The organism is Flagellimonas crocea (assembly GCF_033441595.1).
Taxonomy (GTDB): domain Bacteria; phylum Bacteroidota; class Bacteroidia; order Flavobacteriales; family Flavobacteriaceae; genus Flagellimonas; species Flagellimonas crocea.
Genome location: NZ_JAUZVX010000004.1, coordinates 312,891 through 331,270, shown reverse-complemented (window position 1 = coordinate 331,270; position 18,380 = coordinate 312,891). Strand labels below are relative to the sequence as shown.

Annotated in this window: 16 protein-coding genes and 2 tRNA genes; 9 read left to right on the top strand and 9 right to left on the bottom strand. The window is 42.5% G+C overall.

Annotated elements, in window-relative coordinates; genetic code table 11:
* Positions 1-7: 7 nt before the first annotated feature.
* On the bottom strand, positions 8-688 hold the full coding sequence (gene folE, locus SD449_RS14940; RefSeq protein ID WP_318311674.1) for a GTP cyclohydrolase I FolE: 681 nt from the start codon (positions 686-688) through the stop codon (positions 8-10).
* A 133-nt stretch (positions 689-821) separates the two neighbouring features.
* On the opposite strand from folE, the gene SD449_RS14935 reads away from it, so the two are divergent.
* Positions 822-2,624, top strand: coding sequence for a T9SS type B sorting domain-containing protein (locus SD449_RS14935; protein WP_318311673.1), 1,803 nt, complete (start codon positions 822-824; stop codon positions 2,622-2,624).
* A gap of 113 nt (positions 2,625-2,737) precedes the next feature.
* Positions 2,738-4,180, top strand: coding sequence for a T9SS type B sorting domain-containing protein (locus SD449_RS14930; RefSeq protein ID WP_318311671.1), 1,443 nt, complete (start codon positions 2,738-2,740; stop codon positions 4,178-4,180).
* 60 nt (positions 4,181-4,240) lie between these two features.
* Here the strand turns inward: SD449_RS14930 and SD449_RS14925 are convergent, their stop codons facing one another.
* Together SD449_RS14925 and SD449_RS14920 are read right to left on the bottom strand one after the other, a co-directional pair.
* On the bottom strand, positions 4,241-5,743 hold the full coding sequence (locus tag SD449_RS14925) for an OmpP1/FadL family transporter (RefSeq protein WP_318311669.1): 1,503 nt from the start codon (positions 5,741-5,743) through the stop codon (positions 4,241-4,243).
* Between the two features lie 38 nt (positions 5,744-5,781).
* Positions 5,782-7,110 carry a hypothetical protein gene (locus SD449_RS14920; protein ID WP_318311667.1) on the bottom strand — a complete coding sequence of 443 codons (1,329 nt, stop codon included), beginning with the start codon at positions 7,108-7,110 and terminating at the stop codon, positions 5,782-5,784.
* Between the two features lie 93 nt (positions 7,111-7,203).
* Here SD449_RS14920 and proS point away from each other — a divergent pair, with 93 nt between their 5' ends.
* The 4 genes from proS to rpsT all read left to right on the top strand — a co-directional run bounded on the left by proS (position 7,204) and on the right by rpsT (position 9,263).
* Positions 7,204-8,679, top strand: a complete 1,476-nt coding sequence (gene proS / locus SD449_RS14915; RefSeq protein ID WP_318311665.1) for a proline--tRNA ligase — start codon at positions 7,204-7,206, stop codon at positions 8,677-8,679.
* An 80-nt stretch (positions 8,680-8,759) separates the two neighbouring features.
* A tRNA-Glu gene (locus SD449_RS14910) sits at positions 8,760-8,831 on the top strand.
* Between the two features lie 73 nt (positions 8,832-8,904).
* A tRNA-Glu gene (locus tag SD449_RS14905) sits at positions 8,905-8,976 on the top strand.
* Positions 8,977-9,011: 35 nt separating this feature from the next.
* Positions 9,012-9,263 carry a 30S ribosomal protein S20 gene (rpsT, locus tag SD449_RS14900; RefSeq protein ID WP_318311663.1) on the top strand — a complete coding sequence of 84 codons (252 nt, stop codon included), beginning with the start codon at positions 9,012-9,014 and terminating at the stop codon, positions 9,261-9,263.
* A gap of 65 nt (positions 9,264-9,328) precedes the next feature.
* Here the strand turns inward: rpsT and SD449_RS14895 are convergent, their stop codons facing one another.
* From SD449_RS14895 to rho, 4 genes are all read right to left on the bottom strand, one after another.
* Positions 9,329-10,015 carry a hypothetical protein gene (locus SD449_RS14895; RefSeq protein WP_318311661.1) on the bottom strand — a complete coding sequence of 229 codons (687 nt, stop codon included), beginning with the start codon at positions 10,013-10,015 and terminating at the stop codon, positions 9,329-9,331.
* A gap of 110 nt (positions 10,016-10,125) precedes the next feature.
* Positions 10,126-10,815: a hypothetical protein gene (locus SD449_RS14890; protein ID WP_318311660.1), complete on the bottom strand. Its 690-nt coding sequence runs from the start codon at positions 10,813-10,815 to the stop codon at positions 10,126-10,128.
* A 12-nt stretch (positions 10,816-10,827) separates the two neighbouring features.
* Positions 10,828-11,463, bottom strand: a complete 636-nt coding sequence (locus SD449_RS14885) for a hypothetical protein (RefSeq protein ID WP_318311659.1) — start codon at positions 11,461-11,463, stop codon at positions 10,828-10,830.
* 134 nt (positions 11,464-11,597) lie between these two features.
* Positions 11,598-13,211 (bottom strand): transcription termination factor Rho, encoded by a 1,614-nt coding sequence (gene rho / locus SD449_RS14880; RefSeq protein ID WP_318311658.1) that lies wholly within the window; start codon positions 13,209-13,211, stop codon positions 11,598-11,600.
* A gap of 190 nt (positions 13,212-13,401) precedes the next feature.
* Between rho and SD449_RS14875 the strand changes: the two genes are divergently transcribed.
* The gene (locus tag SD449_RS14875; protein WP_318311656.1) at positions 13,402-13,812 is read left to right on the top strand and encodes a DUF4293 domain-containing protein; all 411 of its coding nucleotides are present in this window, start codon (positions 13,402-13,404) and stop codon (positions 13,810-13,812) included.
* A 65-nt stretch (positions 13,813-13,877) separates the two neighbouring features.
* Here SD449_RS14875 and SD449_RS14870 read toward each other — a convergent pair whose 3' ends face one another.
* Entirely contained in the window at positions 13,878-14,372 is a 495-nt protein-coding gene (locus SD449_RS14870) for a metallophosphoesterase family protein (RefSeq protein ID WP_318311654.1), read from the bottom strand.
* Between the two features lie 88 nt (positions 14,373-14,460).
* On the opposite strand from SD449_RS14870, the gene truA reads away from it, so the two are divergent.
* Together truA and SD449_RS14860 are read left to right on the top strand one after the other, a co-directional pair.
* Complete coding sequence (gene truA / locus SD449_RS14865) at positions 14,461-15,234, top strand: tRNA pseudouridine(38-40) synthase TruA (RefSeq protein WP_318311652.1); 774 nt, start codon at positions 14,461-14,463, stop codon at positions 15,232-15,234.
* Entirely contained in the window at positions 15,200-16,972 is a 1,773-nt protein-coding gene (locus SD449_RS14860) for an ABC transporter ATP-binding protein (protein WP_318311650.1), read from the top strand. Before truA ends, SD449_RS14860 begins: the two co-directional genes overlap by 35 nt.
* Positions 16,973-17,092: 120 nt before the next feature.
* Here SD449_RS14860 and SD449_RS14855 read toward each other — a convergent pair whose 3' ends face one another.
* Positions 17,093-18,379: an HlyD family secretion protein gene (locus SD449_RS14855; RefSeq protein WP_318311648.1), complete on the bottom strand. Its 1,287-nt coding sequence runs from the start codon at positions 18,377-18,379 to the stop codon at positions 17,093-17,095.
* Position 18,380 lies beyond the last annotated feature (1 nt).

Sequence of the window (18,380 nt, the reverse complement as noted above, 5' to 3'; positions counted from 1 at the left end):
TCGGTGTTTAAAATTCGGTTTCCAGGTTGATGTAATCCAAAAACTCCCTTCTAGTGGCCTCTTCTTTAAACTTTCCACCGTATTCGGCGGTCACCGTACTACTATCAATATCCCGTATGCCCCTAGAGTTTACACAAAGGTGCTTGGCATCGATAACACAAGCTACATCTTCAGTACCCAAAACTTTTTGAAGTTCTTTTACAATTTGGATATTCATGCGTTCCTGGACTTGTGGGCGCTTCGCAAAATAATCCACAATGCGGTTCATTTTGGAAAGACCTACCACGGTTCCGCTCGAAATGTATGCGATGTGTGCCCGCCCAACAATGGGCAATAGGTGGTGCTCACATGTGGAGTAGACCACAATGTTTTTTTCCACCAACATTTCACCGTACTTGTACTTATTGTCAAAAGTTGAGGATTTGGGCTTTCTATCAGGATGCAGTCCACCAAAGATTTCCTGTACGTACATCTTTGCCACGCGTTTGGGTGTTCCCTTCAAACTGTCATCATCCAAATCAAGGCCGAGGGTAAGCATAATTTCCCTTACGCTTTTTTGTATTCTTTCGATTTTTTCTTCGTCACTCAATACAAAAGCATCATCCCTTAACGGGGTGTCCGATGAGGAGCCTACGTGGTCGTTTCCTCTTTCTTCATATTGTTCTTCCAATGCCTGCTCTAGTTTCATAGCTGCTGCTTAAAGACAGCAAAGATATACATTAATGACCGATTTAACATCCGGTAACCGACGTTTGACAACATAAATTATTGTTAAGCCATTTGCCGAGGTACTTTTATAATGCGCAAACCTACAGTCTTTTATGATCAAACCTCTTTCGTGCACCTTTCTTTTGTTGTTTTTTTGGCAGGCTGCAAATGCACAGGTTGCCCAAGATTGCGTGGACGCCATCCCCATTTGTAGCAATACGCCCATAAATGGCGGAACCAATGGTTTTGGTGCCGATGACTTCAATGGCGCTACCTCCAGCGGGTGCTTGGAACGGACGGCAACGGGTGCCATAGAATCCAATTCGGCCTGGTATCGTTTTAGGACGGCCGAGGCAGGTCAATTGGGATTTAATATTGGACACAACAGCAACGAAGATTGGGATTTTGCACTTTATCGGGCGACCGATTGCAGCAATTTGGGCGAACCTATCCGATGCAATTTTTTTGACAATAGTGAGAACACCAGTTTTATTGGAGTAGGGGAAGATCCTACCGGCAATACGGACTCCGTCCATTATGAGGATTGGATTCAAGTGGAAGCTGGGGAGGACTATTATCTTTTCATCAATAATTTTAGTAATATCAATTCTGGTTTTTCCATCCAGTTCACGGGAAATATTTGGGTGGATTATCCCAACAGCGCATTGGATTGTTCCATAGTGAGCAATTTGTTGGGGCCGCCAATCGCCGCTTGTGAAGGTGATGATGTGGTTTTGGATGCCACGACTTCGGGTGCTCTTAATTATGAATGGTATGTTGATACCGGGAACGGATATCAATTGATGGCCGGGGTCAATGGAGCCGCCTACAATGTTCAAAATTCCGGACAATATCGTGTGGTGGTCAATACATCCGCTGAAAGTATCATAAGCGACGTGCAAGTTGCTTTTAATCAAGTGCCCGTGACGGGTTCACTGACCGATGAAGTGTTTTGTTATCAAACGGATACCACTATTGATTTGAGCAGTAAGGATGCAGAGGCAATGGGTGCCATGGATCCCTCATTGTTTATGGTAAGTTACCACAGCTCTCAAAATGATGCAGAAATGGGTGCAAACCCTCTGGAAAAACAATATGTTGTCCTTGGAGGGACGGAAACTATTTATGTGCGGACCACTTCTTTGGCAAATTCCGAATGTTATGATGCTACCCAAAGTTTTACTTTGGAATCGATAGAGAATCCTATTCTGGATTTTGAAGAACAAGTTGTCATCTGCGAAACAATTGGAAATGTGGAAATCGGCGAAACACAACCGGACCCAAACTATTCTTATCAATGGAGCACGGGGGAGCAAACCTCTTCCATTTTAGTTTCGGAAGCCGGAGAGTATACTTTAACGGTCACCAACCAATCCAACGGAGCTATTTGTGAAGCAATCAGAAAGGTAACGGTTGCCATTTCCAGTATGCCACAGATTTCGAGCATTGATATTGAGGACATGAGCACGAACAATATCGTTACCATCAACACGGAAAGTACCGGTGCATATGAATTCAGTCTGGATGGTAGTGATTACCAAAGCAGTCATGTTTTTGAAGGGGTGGCACCCGGGGTGCACACAGTGAGTATGCGAGACCCGTATGGCTGTGGAGTAGTGGAAGAGGATATTGTTGTAGTTGGGTTCTTGCCCATATTTTCTCCAAACGGGGACGTTCTCAACGAAACTTGGCAAGTCGAGGGACTTTCGACATTAAATTCACCGATTGTTACCATTTACGACCGTTATGGCAAGCTCATCAAGCAAATGAGCGAGTTTGATGCGGGCTGGGACGGGAGTTTTAATGGAAAACCTTTGCCGTCCACGGATTATTGGTTCAAACTATCCTATGTGGACGATTCTGGTAACCGTACCTATGCCAAATATCTGCAAAGTCATTTTTCCCTGAGGAGATAGCAAACAGGCCATTCATCGATTAACGGCAAATTTCTTCGACAACAACATACTAAAAGCTTGGCTTATGGAGTTATACAGGTTATAAGTAGCATAACCATTAGCCCCAAAATTCTATGAGAGCCCTATTCAGCGCTATCTGTTGCTTGCTTTTAACTTTCGCGGCCCGCGCACAAAACTCCCCGGATTGTAGAACGGCAATACCTGTATGTGCGGATGCACCTATTATGGGCAGTACGGATGGCAGTGGCGATATAGACGATTTTGATCCTGAAGTTATCACCCAAACGGGATGCTTGGAAAAAGGAAGCGTAAGTTCTGCAAATATCGAAAACAACACCGCCTGGTTTGTGTTCAGGGCAGGAACTGATGGACAGATAGGTTTTGATATTGAAGCTTTGCCGGTAAACCTTGGCGGTCCGATTACAGCGGAGTGGGATTTTGCACTTTATGGCCCATTTGATGAGACTTCCAATGAGAATTTCTGCACGATTATTGGCGATGGCAGTGCGCAGCCTATCCGTTGCAACTATGAATACAACGATACCGGCTTTACCGGAATTGGGGTAAACCCTGGGGATCTAAGAGAAGGTGCCCCATTTGTAAAAGGAAGTCAAAACACCTATGATGAATGGTTGAATGTAAGGCAAGGGGAGGTATATTACCTCTACATCAATAACTACAACACCAATTTTGATGAAGAGCCAGAGTCTTTTATGTTGACTTTTACCGGTTCTTCCGTGGATGAAGATCAGGACAATGCCCTGGATTGTACTTTGCGGGATGAATTTTTAGGGTTTGATATTGTGGCCTGTGAGGGCGATCCGGATATTGTTCTCTCCGCTTTAAATTCCCCTGTTGGCCCGAGCATAGCAGATATTACTTGGGAATTGGATGCTGATGATGATGGTGTGTACGAAACAATTTTGGCAACCGGAGCGGGCGCTACCGAGTTAACGGTTTCAAGCCCCAATTCAGGCCGCTATCGCGTTACTATCGAATCTACTTTTGGAACAACGGTCACCGACGATATTTTGATCACATTTTATGGAACTCCAGCTTTGGAGGAAGTCCGTGTGATCGATGATTTTGTCAATAGTGACCAGACCGACCCTTACAATGTGGAGATAGTTCCGGTGGGGTACGGTAATTATGAATATGCCATCAACGGAGGTGAATTTCAGGACGATCCAGTTTTTCTGGATGTGCCCCCAGGGACCAATACCGTTGTGATCAATGATAAAAATGGATGTGGAACCACAGAGCCGATAGAGTTTTTGGTGGTGGGATATCCAAAATTCTTTACGCCTAACAGTGATGGCGTCCATGACAATTGGAATGTTTACGGCGTTGAAGAGCTAATAAATCCTGTGGTGTTCATTTTTGATAGGTACGGTAAGCTATTAAAACAGATAGATGTGAACATTGGCTGGGACGGTACCTTCAATGGCAGGGATATGCCTTCTTCCGATTACTGGTTCCGATTGGATTATGATCGTGATGACGAGGGAACAATAGTTGCAACATCGGTTCGTAGGCACTTCTCCCTGGTGAGATAACAACAGAAAAAAGGCCGGAATCTCTTCCAGCCTTCATAATATTTTTTTAATCTTTCTTGGTTAGAATTTCAAGGTGTACCCTAAGGATACATTCGTGTTGATTCTGTTTACCAATGCAGCGCTATCTATTCCACCGTCAAAGAAATAAGAATTGATATCCTGTTCGGTCCTGCTATAGGCCAAGTCCAGTCGGCTCGCGCCAAAGTTGTATCCGATTCCCGCAGAAAAACCATTTAAATCGCTCATTAGGTTGCTGTCTTCATAAGGGCTTCCCTCAAAACGATATCCGGCCCTAAGGCTCACTTGTTCTATACGGTATTCCCCACCCAATCGGTATGAGTTAACGGCGACCAGGGTGTTGCTGATAAAATCGTTCTCTGCTGCAAAACTGGGGTCCGAGGTAGGCCTTAATTCAGCTTTGGACATATCTTGGTAGGAATAATCCAAACTTATAAGCCCATCTTTCCCAAAGACCAATGCCGCACTTCCGGTAAATTTTTCCGGGGTTTTGATTCGGTACTCGTCATACAGGTTTACAATGCCAAAGTTGATAAAGTTGATGTCCGATACGGCCAGATCCGAATTGATACGTTGCGACGTATCGTCCGTTAGGGTGTACCACGTTGGTGATTGGTAGCTACCGCCCAATCGAATGGTTTCGTTCACTTTGGCAATGGCTCCCAAACTGAAGGAGAAACCATAGCCTTCGGTATGTAAAAGATTATCGAAGGTCGTAAACTGAATCGGTGATTCGGCATCATACCCATCTTCATCAAAATATGTGATCCTATCATAAACAACATTATGGAAATTTACGGATGCACCTAGGTAAAGGTCTTCTTTGTATTGACTTCCAAAGTTCAGGGTGAACTTACTGTTGTACCCGGATGTGTTCTGTATGTATTGCTGGTTAACGCTGCTATACTGCGCGTTGGGAAAATAGTTGGTGTTCTGGTCGTCGTCGTCCACAGGTTCTATAATCCCGGCCTGAAAACCAAGAAATGCCTGCTGTGCGGAATAACCTAGGTTTGCCCCGATATCCAAATAGGCATCCTCGATAAACTCGCCCTGTTGTGTTCTCCAGGGGCCCAATGGTTCTCCCTGTGCAAAATTCAGAAAATAATTATCGATACCCACGGGTGTGCTTCCGGAAGCGACAAACTCGTTATCGTAATTTTTGATCAAATCATAATTGAACGCCAATGCGATTTTTCTCCATGGACTGTCCGTGGAAGAATTAAAGACAAAAACACCGCCGACCTGATTAAAATCCAAGGAATTGGATGTGGTGTTCCTGAGTGTTCCTCCGTATAGCGCATCGTTGTTGGTGTGGTAGTTGGAGCCGGTGATGCCGATTTCACTGAAGTTAAATACGGCCGAACCTGCTGGGTTCACATTAAGAGCGGACAAATCGCCGCCCAAAGCTCCAAACGCTCCGCCCATAGCCTGAAACCTTGGGGTCCCCAGGATGTTTTCGGTGCTATATCGTACTACATCATCAATGGTCTGTGCGCTTGCAAAAGTGCATGCCAATACCATTATGAAAGTTGAGATTCTTTTCATTTATTCTGATTTAGATTATTCAATATAACTGTGTGAAATTATGGTCTACCACCACCTCGACCGCCTCTGCTGCCTCCTGAAGATCTAGATCCTCCACCCGAAGATCTACTAACCCCGGATGATCTGGAAGATCCTGAAGATCTACTTACGCCAGAACTTCTGGAGCTACTTCCTGAACTTCGGTAGCCGGAACTGGACCTGCTACTTGAAGAGCCGCTGCTGCGATAGCTTGAACCGGACCTGCTGGAACTTGAGGAGCGGCTAAAGTTGCTTCTGCTGGGCGTATAGCTTCTAGAGCTCCTGTTGCCGGAACTTCTATAACTGCTCGATGGCGAACTGCTCCTATTGTAACTTCCACTGCTTCTGGTCGAAGGTGATGTTCCGTAGGAACGGTAGGTTCTTGAGCTACCATTATAATTGGGCGAAGTTCTAGTGCTTCTGCTGGATCTATAGTTTTGGTTACGGGCGACCGCGTCGGCGCTGATTGTCCTTCTAACGTTGGACCTATTACTATATCCGTTGGAACTTCTGTTTGCCAAATTATTGCTTCTGGATACCGTGGCATTGGAACGCCCGCTGTTGTTTCTCAACCTGCTGGTATATCCATTTGACCTGGATGACAATGTTGTACCGGGAATTCGCGAGGAGTATCCTCTACGGCCTGACATGTATGCGTAGTTTCTACCGTAATATCCTCTGTTGTTGTATGGACGGTTCCAGTAACGGCCACCATAGTAGCCTCCCCAGCCATAATATCCGTTCCAGCCGTAGTAACCGGCCCAACCCCATCCGTTGTATGGGTAGCCCCATCCCCAGCCGAAGTTGCCTCCCCAGCCCCAACGGTTAAATCTCCATGGGTTGTTCCATCCCCAACCGTAGTAAGGATAGTTCCAGCCCCATCCGCCGTTCCATAACCATGGGTCGTTCCAGCCATAATAGCCGCCCCAGCCCCAACTGTTGTCGTAAACGTTTATGGATATGCTTGTAGGGTTGTCGCCCCAACCTGGGCTACCGTTATAATTGTTATTGTATGCGAAATAATCCGTTTGTTCGCCATATGGAATGGTATCGTTCCGCATTTGGCTGGAATAGCTGTCAATGTCGGTAAAAACTTCACTGTCCAAAATTTCACCGTATTCATTCGCCTTGTCGCCGAAATAGTCTCCGTAGATATTGTTCTCCTGATCTTCGATTCGCACCGCCTCCGCATTCCTTTTTTCAACACCTACAACGCGGTTGTTGCTGGAATAGATTCCATCATTATAATAAGAAGCTTGTTGATATGACCCACATGAAGCCATAAAGAGGGCACTGACCATCAATATGGAAGGGGTTTGTAATTTTTTATGGAGTAAAGACTTTAACATGGCGCAATTTTTATTGTTGAACATACTAAAAATAATTAGTTTTACCAATCATTTCATGATTAAAGACACAAGTTTTGTGCCAAACTACGATACATGGGTAAAAATTTAACGAGCAGAGCGGAAGATTATTCCAAATGGTATAACGAACTAGTAGTGAAGTCGGATTTGGCTGAAAACTCGGGCGTTAGGGGTTGCATGGTAATAAAACCCTATGGGTATGCCATCTGGGAAAAAATGCAAGCACAGTTGGATAAAATGTTCAAGGAGACAGGGCATGAGAATGCTTATTTTCCCTTGTTCATTCCAAAATCCTATTTGAGCAAGGAGGCCAGCCATGTGGAAGGTTTTGCGAAGGAATGTGCGGTGGTCACCCATTATCGTTTAAAGAATGCGGAGGATGGCAGCGGTATTGTTGTGGACGAGGATGCCAAATTGGAGGAGGAGCTTATCGTTCGGCCTACATCCGAGACGATTATTTGGGATACCTACCGACGATGGATTCAATCATACCGGGATTTACCCTTAAAAATCAACCAATGGGCCAATGTGGTGCGTTGGGAAATGAGAACCCGGCTCTTTCTAAGAACGGCCGAATTTTTATGGCAAGAGGGGCATACCGCCCATGCCACCCGTGAGGAGGCTTTGGAAGAAGCAGAGCTTATGATGAACGTGTACGCCGAATTTGTTGAAAGTTATATGGCCGTTCCCGTGATCAAAGGGACCAAAACAGAGAGTGAGCGTTTTGCCGGTGCGGAAGAAACGTATTGTATAGAGGCGTTGATGCAAGATGGCAAGGCCCTTCAAGCTGGGACATCCCACTTTTTGGGACAGAATTTTGCCAAGGCCTTTGATGTGAAGTTCGCGAACAAAGAAGGTACTCAGGACTATGTTTGGGCCACCTCCTGGGGTGTTTCCACTAGGCTGATGGGAGCCCTTGTGATGACGCACAGCGATGACAATGGTTTGGTATTGCCGCCAAAATTGGCACCGATACAAGTCGTTATTGTTCCTATTTATAAAGGATTGGATCAATTGGATGCGATTTCCGAAAAGGTTGATGCGCTGGTACAGGAATTACGGGACAGGGGCGTTACGGTAAAATATGATACCCGAGACACCCATAAACCGGGTTTTAAGTTCAATGAATATGAACTCAAGGGAGTTCCGGTGCGCATAGCTGTGGGTCAGCGCGATCTGGCCAATGGTACTTTTGAAGTGGCACGGAGGGACACCCTGACGAAGGAAATCGTGAAAGCCGAAGAGGTGGTGGAAAAGGTAGTTTCCTTGATGGACGATATCCAGGAAAACATCTTCAAAAAAGCATTGGATTATAGAAAGAACCATATTACCGAGGTGGATTCCTATGACGAGTTCAAAAAAATAATCGAGGAAAAAGGAGGTTTTGTCTCCGCTCATTGGGATGGAACCCCTGAAACAGAGGACAGGATAAAAGAGGAGACGAAGGCAACAATACGTTGTATCCCATTGCATTCCGAAAAAGAAGAAGGCAAATGTATGGTAACGGGAAAAACATCCGCTCAAAGGGTGTTGTTCGCAAAGGCCTACTAGACAGGGTGCAAAAAATAAAAAATACTGTTGCAAGACTTAAAAATAGTTGTATTTTTGCATCCGCAATTATGCAACCATACGGCCCGTTCGTCTAGGGGTTAGGACGCCAGGTTTTCATCCTGGTAACAGGGGTTCGATTCCCCTACGGGCTACGAAGAAGAGTTTTAAGCTAAAGAGCTGCTTATTTTTTAACTTTGTAGCTTAAAATTTTGAAATTGAAATAATGGCCCGTTCGTCTAGGGGTTAGGACGCCAGGTTTTCATCCTGGTAACAGGGGTTCGATTCCCCTACGGGCTACAACAATAGGATTTAGAAAGAATTAAATTTAAGCAATGGCAAACCATAAGTCAGCATTAAAAAGAATCAGAAGAAACGAAGCAGTACGTTTGCGTAACAGGTACCAGCACAAGACCGTGCGTAATGCCATCAAAAGATTGCGTAACGAAGAGGACAAGAAAACTGCTGAAGCCTTGTTGCCCACTGTAGTCGGTATGATCGATAAATTGGCCAAGAAAAACATCATTCACAACAATAAGGCAGCAAACCTTAAGAGCAAGTTGATGACCAAAGTTGCTGGATTGTAGTCTTTGACCATTTAAAATATTTTAGACGCCTCCAATTTGGGGGCGTTTTTTTGTTTGGAGAGATTTTATCTAAAGGCTTTTCTTTTGTGAACCATGACCCCGACCATAAAGGAGCCGTACATAAACAGGATAAAAATCCAAAGAATGCCCCTGAGGTTATAGTCCACCCAAATTTTGGGTGCCTCGTACCCAATTATGATCAGAAAAGGAAAAAATAAGTGGAAAACCGCCAAGCCCATACTGGTCCAAAACATCAAATTATGTTTCTGAGGATACGGACTGAACTCGATTTTCTTCTCTTTATAGTACAACCAAATAATGGATAACAGTACCATGGATGCAACAAGGTCCGCATAATAAAGATTGGAATAGAATGGGTCTTGGAAGAATAGGCTGATGATATAGCTCATAAGGCTTAAACCAGCACCGATAACAACCCATTTTTTATGTTTGGCTTGCTGTAATACCTGCGAGTAAATGTAGTAGAAAAACATGAAGGCAATCACGGAGTAAATGTTATATATGATAACATTGTACCAGTTGTACCGATTGTCATTGACTACTTGGAATTCTTCATGGAACTTTATAAAATACCCTAATAACTCTGTTAAAAAGGTGTACATAAGGTACATGGGGTAGTATTTTAATGGAGTATCAAAATAGGTGCGGTAGCAAGCCATGGACACCAACCAAACAATAAGATAGAAAGGGATAATGTAATGTTCGGTAATAAAGGTTAAAATGGCATCCATTATTCTATGTAACCGTCTTACAGACAGTATCGTGTTTTTGTGTGGTCGGTTCGCAAAAATAACAAAAAAGCCTCCTTCAAAGGAGGCTTTGTTTCCTTGATCTTAAATGATTATCTGAATGCTCTTCTTTTACCTATAAGGAGCCCTAGAATCATCAATCCGTACATTAAGGCTATCGATGTAAGCAATAATGGTCTAAAATAAATCTGTATGCCTATATTAAGATCGAGCAAGTAGATTATTGATATTATCGGGAACAACGTATAAAAAATCATCAGCCCTGAACTTATCCAAAACAATAGATTGTACACAAGCGACTGCCCGGATTCCTCCAAGTATTTCTCCCTGAAATACATGGCCACTATATAAATCATGATGATGGAACCTATAATGTGGGCATGCGTCATTTGGTTGTGTAAAGGGTTGTAAACTAAGGCATTGATAAGGTAGGCAATCATGCAAAAAATAATTAAATATTTAATTTGCTTTTTTAAGCCTTGCTTATTGGTAACCTTCTTATAGATTTCAAAAAAGAAAATAAAAAACACAATCTGGTACACATTATAAATAATCACATTATGCCAGGCATACCTTGAATCCGAAAAGAACTGGTAATCGTTGTTGTACTTAATGAAGTAACCCAAAACCTCTGTAAAAAAGGTGTAGATAATAAGCATGGGAAGGTACTTCAAAGGAGTGTCAAAAAAACTTTTGTACTTGACAACGGATACAATCCACGTAATTAAATACAAAGGAATGTAGAAATGGTCTTTAAGAATTTTGATAAGATCTTCTGGCATGGTACCCACAAATTAAAAATCGGTATATGGCGGTGGTCCGGAAGATCCATGGTTGAGGTTCAAACTTTTGTCCCCACTCTGAAAAAGATTGGGAAAAAAGCTCGCTTCAGAAGTGTTGGGTTCTGTTTTTTCTCCTGTTTCCGAACTGCCCACAACACCTTTTATCGGCATTGCTTTTCCATCACTGCCTATGTAAAAACCGAGTTCCTTTCCATCGATCATAGTAGTTGGCACTATAAAAATCGAATTCTGTCTGGGGTGAACCACTTTTTTCCCATCGGGAAAATCAGGTTTGTCCGGATAATTGGCAAAATAAAGGCGTAGTGAAGAGACCTTGACACCCGCCTCTTGGGCTTCCTGTTCTACGTAGGCCATATATTGTTTCATATCGGCGTAAGAAAAAGAGGTAAAGCGTGCTGGTACAAATCTTCTGGCAGAATCACGCTCCAATTCAAAAGCCTGTATCATATCCACTCTGTTTTTTGTGTAGTTATCGTACAGGGATTTGGATTCTTCAAGGGATATAATGCCTTCCGGGGGTGATACTTTTTCGGTAGGTTCTTCCTTTTTTGGTCCTTGCTGACATGCAACCATCAATAGTAGGGAGGCGCCAAAAAGCACGATCAAGTTTTTTCTGTTGTTTTTCATAGTTGAGTATTTAAAGTTCAGTTTTGGGGAAACCGAAATAAAGATATGCCTTTTCTGTAAAATGACTTAACAAAAAAGCCCTTCAAAAGAATTGAAGGGCTCCTAACCTTTATGGTGTTAAACCTTATAAGCTCTTACTCGTTCATAGTGAGCAAAAACTCCTCGTTGTTCTTGGTCTGTTTTATACGCTGTTCCATAAACTCCATGGCTTCAACGGGATTCATGTCCGCCAAATATTTGCGCATGATCCACATACGTTGAATGGTGTTTTCGTCCAACAATAGATCATCTCTTCGTGTAGATGAAGAAATAAGGTCGATGGCAGGGAAAATTCTTCTGTTGGAAATTCTTCTATCCAACTGAAGCTCCATGTTACCTGTACCCTTGAATTCCTCAAAGATAACCTCGTCCATTTTGGAACCTGTTTCTGTCAATGCCGTAGCAATGATGGAAAGCGACCCACCGTTTTCAATATTACGTGCAGCCCCAAAGAAACGTTTGGGCTTGTGCAATGCGTTGGCATCCACACCACCACTCAATACCTTACCGGAAGCTGGCTGTACCGTGTTGTAGGCTCTTGCCAAACGGGTGATGGAATCCAATAGGATTACCACGTCGTGTCCGCATTCCACCAATCTTTTAGCTTTGTCCAAAACAATGTTGGCCACTCTTACGTGTTCGGTAGCTTCTTTGTCAAAAGTAGAAGCGACCACTTCGCCACGTACATTACGTTGCATATCGGTAACCTCTTCCGGACGCTCATCGATCAACAGGATGATTTGATAAACCTCTGGATGGTTGGCAGCAATAGCGTTTGCAATATCCTTCAACAGCATGGTTTTACCCGTTTTGGGCTGGGATACGATCATACCCCTTTGCCCTTTTCCGATCGGGGAGAACAAATCCATGATTCTTGTGGAGATGGTACTTTGTTTTTCCGCTAGTTTGAACTTTTCCTTTGGAAATAATGGTGTAAGGTGCTCAAAAGCCACCCTGTCACGAACCACTTGTGGGTCCAATCCGTTGATTTTGTTTACTTTGATCAACGGGAAATATTTTTCACCTTCTTTTGGAGGCCTAATGTTGCCCAAAACAGTGTCACCGGATTTAAGCCCGAACAATCTAATTTGGGATTGGGACACGTAAATATCGTCGGGGGAAGAAAGATAGTTGTAATCCGAAGATCTTAGGAATCCGTAACCATCCTGCATAATGTCCAAAACCCCTTCACTTTCAATAATGCTGTCGAACTCAAACTCAGGTTCCTTGTACCTGTTTTTCAAGTCTTTGTCAAAATTGCTGTTCTTTTTATCGTGATGGGTTTTATTGCTTGGATTGTTTCTCCTGTTGTTATTTTGGTTCTTTTGGGAGTTGTTGTTATTGTTGTTTTGGGGCTTGTTGTCCTTTTTTGGGGGCTGTCCCTGTCCTTTGGAGTCTTTGGAGTCGTCTTTTTGGTTCCTTGGCTCTCTTTTTTGAGGTGCTTTTTCCGCAGTGTTGGCTTTCGCGTCTTTGGTTTCGGTAGCTTTAGGACGTGGAGTCCTGGCTTTTCTGGGTTTCGGAGCGGGCTTTTCCTCTGTGGTCGCGGAAACAGTTTCTGCAACAGCTTTTGGGTTTGAAGCCTGAACGTCCAATATTTGATAAACCAGGTCCAGTTTTTTCATTGATTTGAATTTGGGAACATTAAGATCCTTTGCAATCTCTTGCAACTCAGGAAGCTTTTTAGCTTTTAGATCTGAAATCTCGAACATTAAGTAAAGAAATAAGTTAAACTTGTGTGATTCTTATTATGAAGTAAGGTTATTTTGGATGCTACTGGAGAAAAGAATTCCGAGGTAGGTGCTTGATAATAACAAGACAATATTACAAATAATTTTTCAAGAATAAAGCCTAATTTCTCAAAAAGACGTCTATTTTTGCCTTTTGAAATCGATTTGCACAATGATTCAACGGATACAAACGTTTTTTTTACTGGTAGTGGCCCTAATTTCCGGGGTACTTCCTTTTTTTCTGAATCTGTGGGTAGAAGTGGGCGGCAAGGAAGTTTTTGCGCAAGATGAAGTATTGGTAAGCTTTGCTTTTTATGCAGTGTCCGTTTTGGCCGTAGTATCGATCGTGTTGTACAAGAAAAGACAAAATCAATTTGTGGTAAACAGATTGAATATGATATTGAACCTTTTTTTACTAGGATTTTTCGTTTATCGATCGCTAAGCTTATCCGGAGAAACTGTGGTTTCTGAGAAGGGTATTGGGATGCTGATTCCTGTATTTTCTATCGTTTTTCTGGTCCTGGCCAACAGGGCTATCAAAAAGGATGAAGATCTTGTAAAATCTGTTGATCGCTTACGTTGAACCTAACATCTTAGTAGTATTAGTGCGAAAAAACCCTGGCTTCGGCCGGGGTTTTTATGTTTGTACTATCTTTTTCCAAGTTCAATGACTTCCAAATCGGAGATTTTGTCTCCATCGATCATAAACCTAAGCATGGTGCGCACTTGATGAAAACCATGTTTTCCGCAAGCGCCTGGGTTCATGTGCAAGACCCCAAGTTTTTTGTCGTGCATAACTTTTAGAATATGGGAGTGCCCACAAATAAAAAGTTTTGGAGGGTTGTTTCGGATTTCGTCACGCACCCGGACATCGTATCTGTTTGGGTAGCCGCCAATGTGCGTAATCCAGACATCGACCCCTTCGCACATAAACCTGTTGTTTTCCGGGAATTCCTTTTGGATGATGTGGTCATCAATATTCCCGTGCACGCCGCGAACCGGTTTCAGGGCTTCAAGTTGGTCTGTAACCGTTAGGCTTCCAATATCGCCCGCGTGCCATATTTCATCAGCCTGGGCCGCGTACTTTAATATGGTATTGTCCATGTGGCCGTGGGTATCGGAAAGCAATAAAATTTTCGTCATTTCGCTAAAAATATACTAAAAATCGAGGGTCGAACTTATGTTGGAAAGGATTCAATTATCTTTATGGGCTTAAAAGTAAAGGATCCCATTGAGATATTTTATCCAATTTTCTTATTTCGGAAAGGCATACCACGGTTGGCAAAACCAGCCCAATGCCATCACGGTGCAGGAAGTTTTGGAAAACGCCCTGTCCACTCTTTTGCGGGAGAAGGTCGAAGTGGTGGGAGCGGGAAGAACGGATGCAGGCGTACACGCAAGGCAAATGTTCTGTCATTTGGATTTGGAGCCCATTGCCGATTTGGATGAGCTGGTCTATCGATTGAACGCTTTTTTGCCCGATGATATCGCGGTACAGGGAATTTTTCCGGTTACAGAAAATGCCCATGCCCGGTTTGACGCCGTGGAGCGTACCTACGAATATTGGTTGGTCAGGGAAAAAAGCCCTTTTCTTTTTGACCATGCGCATTTGGTAAGGCATCCTTTGGACTTGGAGGCTATGAACACGGCTGGCAAAGTTTTACTGGACTATACCGACTTTGAATGCTTTTCCAAATCAAATACTGATGTAAAAACGTTCAATTGTGATGTACGTGAGGCTTTTTGGGCAATGGATAAAGAAAAATGGGTATTTACCATTACGGCCGACCGATTTTTGCGGAATATGGTACGGGCCGTTGTAGGCACACTATTGGATGTAGGAATGGGTAAAATGTCCGCGGAAGAAATCCATGACATTATAGCAAGTAAAGATAGGGGAGCGGCAGGTGTCTCCGTCCCTGCAAAAGGATTATATTTGACCAAGGTTTTATACCCAAAAGAAATTTTTGATGAACAAAAAGGAGGAATTAGGAAAAGCGTTTGATTTTAGATTGTTCAAGCGTGTTTTTTCACGGACCAGGCCCTACCGGGGCATCTTTTGGTTGGTGGCCATTGTGGCGGTCTTGTCCGCAGCCTTTGCCATTGGTGTGCCACTGTTGGTAAAAACAATTATCAACCAATCCCTGGAAAGTAAAGATTCCGAACAATTGCTCTACAATGTCCTGCTCATGTTGGCCTTTTTGTTGGGGCAGGTAATTACGCAATTGCTGTTCAATTATTACGCAAACCTTTTGGGCGAGTCGGTGATCCGGGATATCCGGATCAATCTTTTTGAAAAGATGACCAGTTTTAAAATGACCTATTTTGATAATTCGTCCATTGGGGTGCTCGTTACAAGGGCGGTTGCGGATATGCAGCGTATCGGAGAAATTTTCAGCCAAGGATTTTTTATGATCGTGGCCGATGCCCTAAAAATGTTGTCCGCCGCAATCATTATGGTGGTGATCAATTGGAAACTGGCCTTGATCGTTTTTGCGATTCTACCTGTTATCCTGATCGCCACGCGACTTTTTCAACAGGCTATGAAGGTGGCTTTTATTGAGGTAAGGGCGCAGGTGTCCAATCTCAATTCCTTTGTGCAGGAGCGTATTGCCGGTATGAAAATCGTTCAGCTCTTTAACCGTGAGGAAATTGAAAAGGAGAAATTCCGTGTCATCAACGAAAAGCATCAAAATGCATGGTTAAAGACGGTTTGGTACAACTCCATATTTTTCCCGATTGCTGAAATTTCCAATTCCATAGGTGTTGGTCTCGTCGTTTATTTCGGCGTCATTCAAAATATAGAAAATGTGGGGATGGACAACAAAGGGGCCATTTTGGCTTTCTTTTTCTTGATGGATCTATTGTTCCGTCCACTACGTCAGATCGCAGATAAGTTCAATACCCTGCAAATGGGAATGGTGGCCGCCAACCGCGTATTCAAGATTTTGGATACCGATAGCCATATAGATGATAACGGGAGTGTTGAGAAAGATGTGGTGAAAGGCGATATCCGGTTTAAGGATGTGCACTTTGGGTATGTTCCCGACGAGGAAGTGCTGCATGGTATCTCTTTTGATGTAAAAGCAGGGGAGACGGTGGCCATTGTTGGTGCCACAGGCGCAGGAAAATCCACTATCATTAATTTGCTCAATCGATTCTACGAGATCAATTCAGGTAAAATTTTGGTGGACGATGTGAGTCTGGAGGACTATACATTAAAATCGCTCCGTTCCCATATCGCCATAGTATTGCAGGATGTTTTCTTGTTTGCCGATACCATTGCCAACAATATATCGCTACGTGATAAATCCATAACCACCAAACAGATTGAGGCAGCGGCCAAACAAATCGGTGTGCACGAGTTTATTTCAAGTCTGCCGGGAGGATACCAATATAATGTAAAGGAGCGTGGAACTATGCTGTCCAGTGGCCAGCGTCAATTGATAGCTTTCTTGCGTGCCTACGTGAGCAACCCAAGTATCCTGATTTTGGATGAGGCGACCTCTTCTGTGGACACGTATTCCGAACAATTGATCCAACAAGCAACGGACAAGATTACCGAGGGCAGGACTTCCATTATTATTGCGCACCGCTTGGCTACCATTAAAAAGGCCGACAAGATCATAGTGATGGATGCCGGTAAAATCATTGAGGTCGGAACCCACAAGGAACTTTTGGAAAAAGGTGGCTACTACAACGACCTTTATCAGGCACAGTTCTTGGCAGAGGAGGTGGCTTGATTATTTTGGAGGAGCTGGTATTAAATCTTGTGGGCTGATTTTTTATAAGCCTAAAATTTGTAAATAACCTTTATGATAGTGGCTAGTGAAAAAAAGGAATTCAATCATTGTTTACAAAAATTAATGCTCAAAAATTTGCTTTAATTGATAAAAAAGGCGCTCAATTAACCTTAAATCTTCGGTGATAATCTCGGCCGTTCCAGTCATCTCTTGCTTGAATTCAATTTTTTTATCAAAAGAAGTAACGAGAATGGGGGAAAGAGTTACATCTACTGTATAAAATCCGTTTTGATCAGGTGTTAAAGAAATATTATTGATCTTTCCATTTAACATCCCATATTCCGTATAGGGATAATTATCTAATTTAATATTCACTATTTGACCAATTTTTATTTTACCTGAGTTTTGAATAGGCGATTTTAATTTTGCCATATAAGAAGAACTCTTATCGGGTATAATTGTAAATATCAAATCCCCTTGATTAACAGATTGATTAGTATTCCATATATCTAAAAAAGAAACTTTTCCATTAATTTTAGACTGTAAAACATAGTTGTATTCCCACTCATTAATCGCCCTTTTTAACTGATTAAAAGACTGTATCACATTTTTGAGCAACATCATTTCTTCTTTGACTTGATTGATTTTAGTCCCTTTTGAAGTTTTTCGCGTGTTGCTTATGGCCTCACGTATTTGTGAGATTGATGCCTCGAAGTTCTTATAATTGCGTTCAGCTTGAGCATATTCGACTTGCTTATTCTCATAATCTTGTGCAGATATAACACCTTTGTCAAATAACGATTTATTTCTGTTTAAATCTCTTTGCCTAAATTCTAATTCTGTTTTGTTAATCTCCTTTTGAGATTGCAGACTTTGCAAACGTCGATGTAATTCAGTTATAGAATACTTGTTTGCAATGACTTCATTGGTGAAAGGTTTTAGCTCTTTGTTTAATTGATATTGGATATAATTGTTTTCAAATATTGCGTATTGTGGCTCAATATCCCCCAAAAAGAAAATTGGCAAATTATCAATGGGATAAAAAAAAGCATCATTGTTAACCGAAATAGTATCAACAATGGATTTTAATTTGAATACATCCTGATAACTAGCTGTGTTTTCAATTATGGCCAGAGGCTGATTTTCACTTACAAAATCATTATTTTTCACAAAAAGGGCACTTAATTCACCACTTGTTTTTGCATATTCCTTTTGAGGTGGAATTTGTGTAGTTATGATTACTTGGGATTGAACAATATCAGGATACTTAATAAACCATGTAGTTAAAAACATCAAAACAATAACACAACAAATTGCTGTTATCCCCCATCTTAAAAAAACATTTGGCTGTTTTTCAAGGATTTCCCTTATTTGTTCGCTGTTCACATCTATTTCATCAATCTTCATA

Excerpts from the sequence above, each read along its gene's own strand:
- folE (WP_318311674.1), bottom strand. The coding sequence starts at position 688 with ATGAAACTAGAGCAGGCATTGGAAGAACAATATGAAGAAAGAGGAAAC.
- SD449_RS14935 (WP_318311673.1), top strand. The coding sequence starts at position 822 with ATGATCAAACCTCTTTCGTGCACCTTTCTTTTGTTGTTTTTTTGGCAG.
- SD449_RS14930 (WP_318311671.1), top strand. The coding sequence starts at position 2,738 with ATGAGAGCCCTATTCAGCGCTATCTGTTGCTTGCTTTTAACTTTCGCG.
- SD449_RS14925 (WP_318311669.1), bottom strand. The coding sequence starts at position 5,743 with ATGAAAAGAATCTCAACTTTCATAATGGTATTGGCATGCACTTTTGCA.
- SD449_RS14920 (WP_318311667.1), bottom strand. The coding sequence starts at position 7,110 with ATGTTAAAGTCTTTACTCCATAAAAAATTACAAACCCCTTCCATATTG.
- proS (WP_318311665.1), top strand. The coding sequence starts at position 7,204 with ATGGGTAAAAATTTAACGAGCAGAGCGGAAGATTATTCCAAATGGTAT.
- rpsT (WP_318311663.1), top strand. The coding sequence starts at position 9,012 with ATGGCAAACCATAAGTCAGCATTAAAAAGAATCAGAAGAAACGAAGCA.
- SD449_RS14895 (WP_318311661.1), bottom strand. The coding sequence starts at position 10,015 with ATGGATGCCATTTTAACCTTTATTACCGAACATTACATTATCCCTTTC.
- SD449_RS14890 (WP_318311660.1), bottom strand. The coding sequence starts at position 10,815 with ATGCCAGAAGATCTTATCAAAATTCTTAAAGACCATTTCTACATTCCT.
- SD449_RS14885 (WP_318311659.1), bottom strand. The coding sequence starts at position 11,463 with ATGAAAAACAACAGAAAAAACTTGATCGTGCTTTTTGGCGCCTCCCTA.
- rho (WP_318311658.1), bottom strand. The coding sequence starts at position 13,211 with ATGTTCGAGATTTCAGATCTAAAAGCTAAAAAGCTTCCTGAGTTGCAA.
- SD449_RS14875 (WP_318311656.1), top strand. The coding sequence starts at position 13,402 with ATGATTCAACGGATACAAACGTTTTTTTTACTGGTAGTGGCCCTAATT.
- SD449_RS14870 (WP_318311654.1), bottom strand. The coding sequence starts at position 14,372 with ATGACGAAAATTTTATTGCTTTCCGATACCCACGGCCACATGGACAAT.
- SD449_RS14860 (WP_318311650.1), top strand. The coding sequence starts at position 15,200 with ATGAACAAAAAGGAGGAATTAGGAAAAGCGTTTGATTTTAGATTGTTC.
- SD449_RS14855 (WP_318311648.1), bottom strand. The coding sequence starts at position 18,379 with ATGAAGATTGATGAAATAGATGTGAACAGCGAACAAATAAGGGAAATC.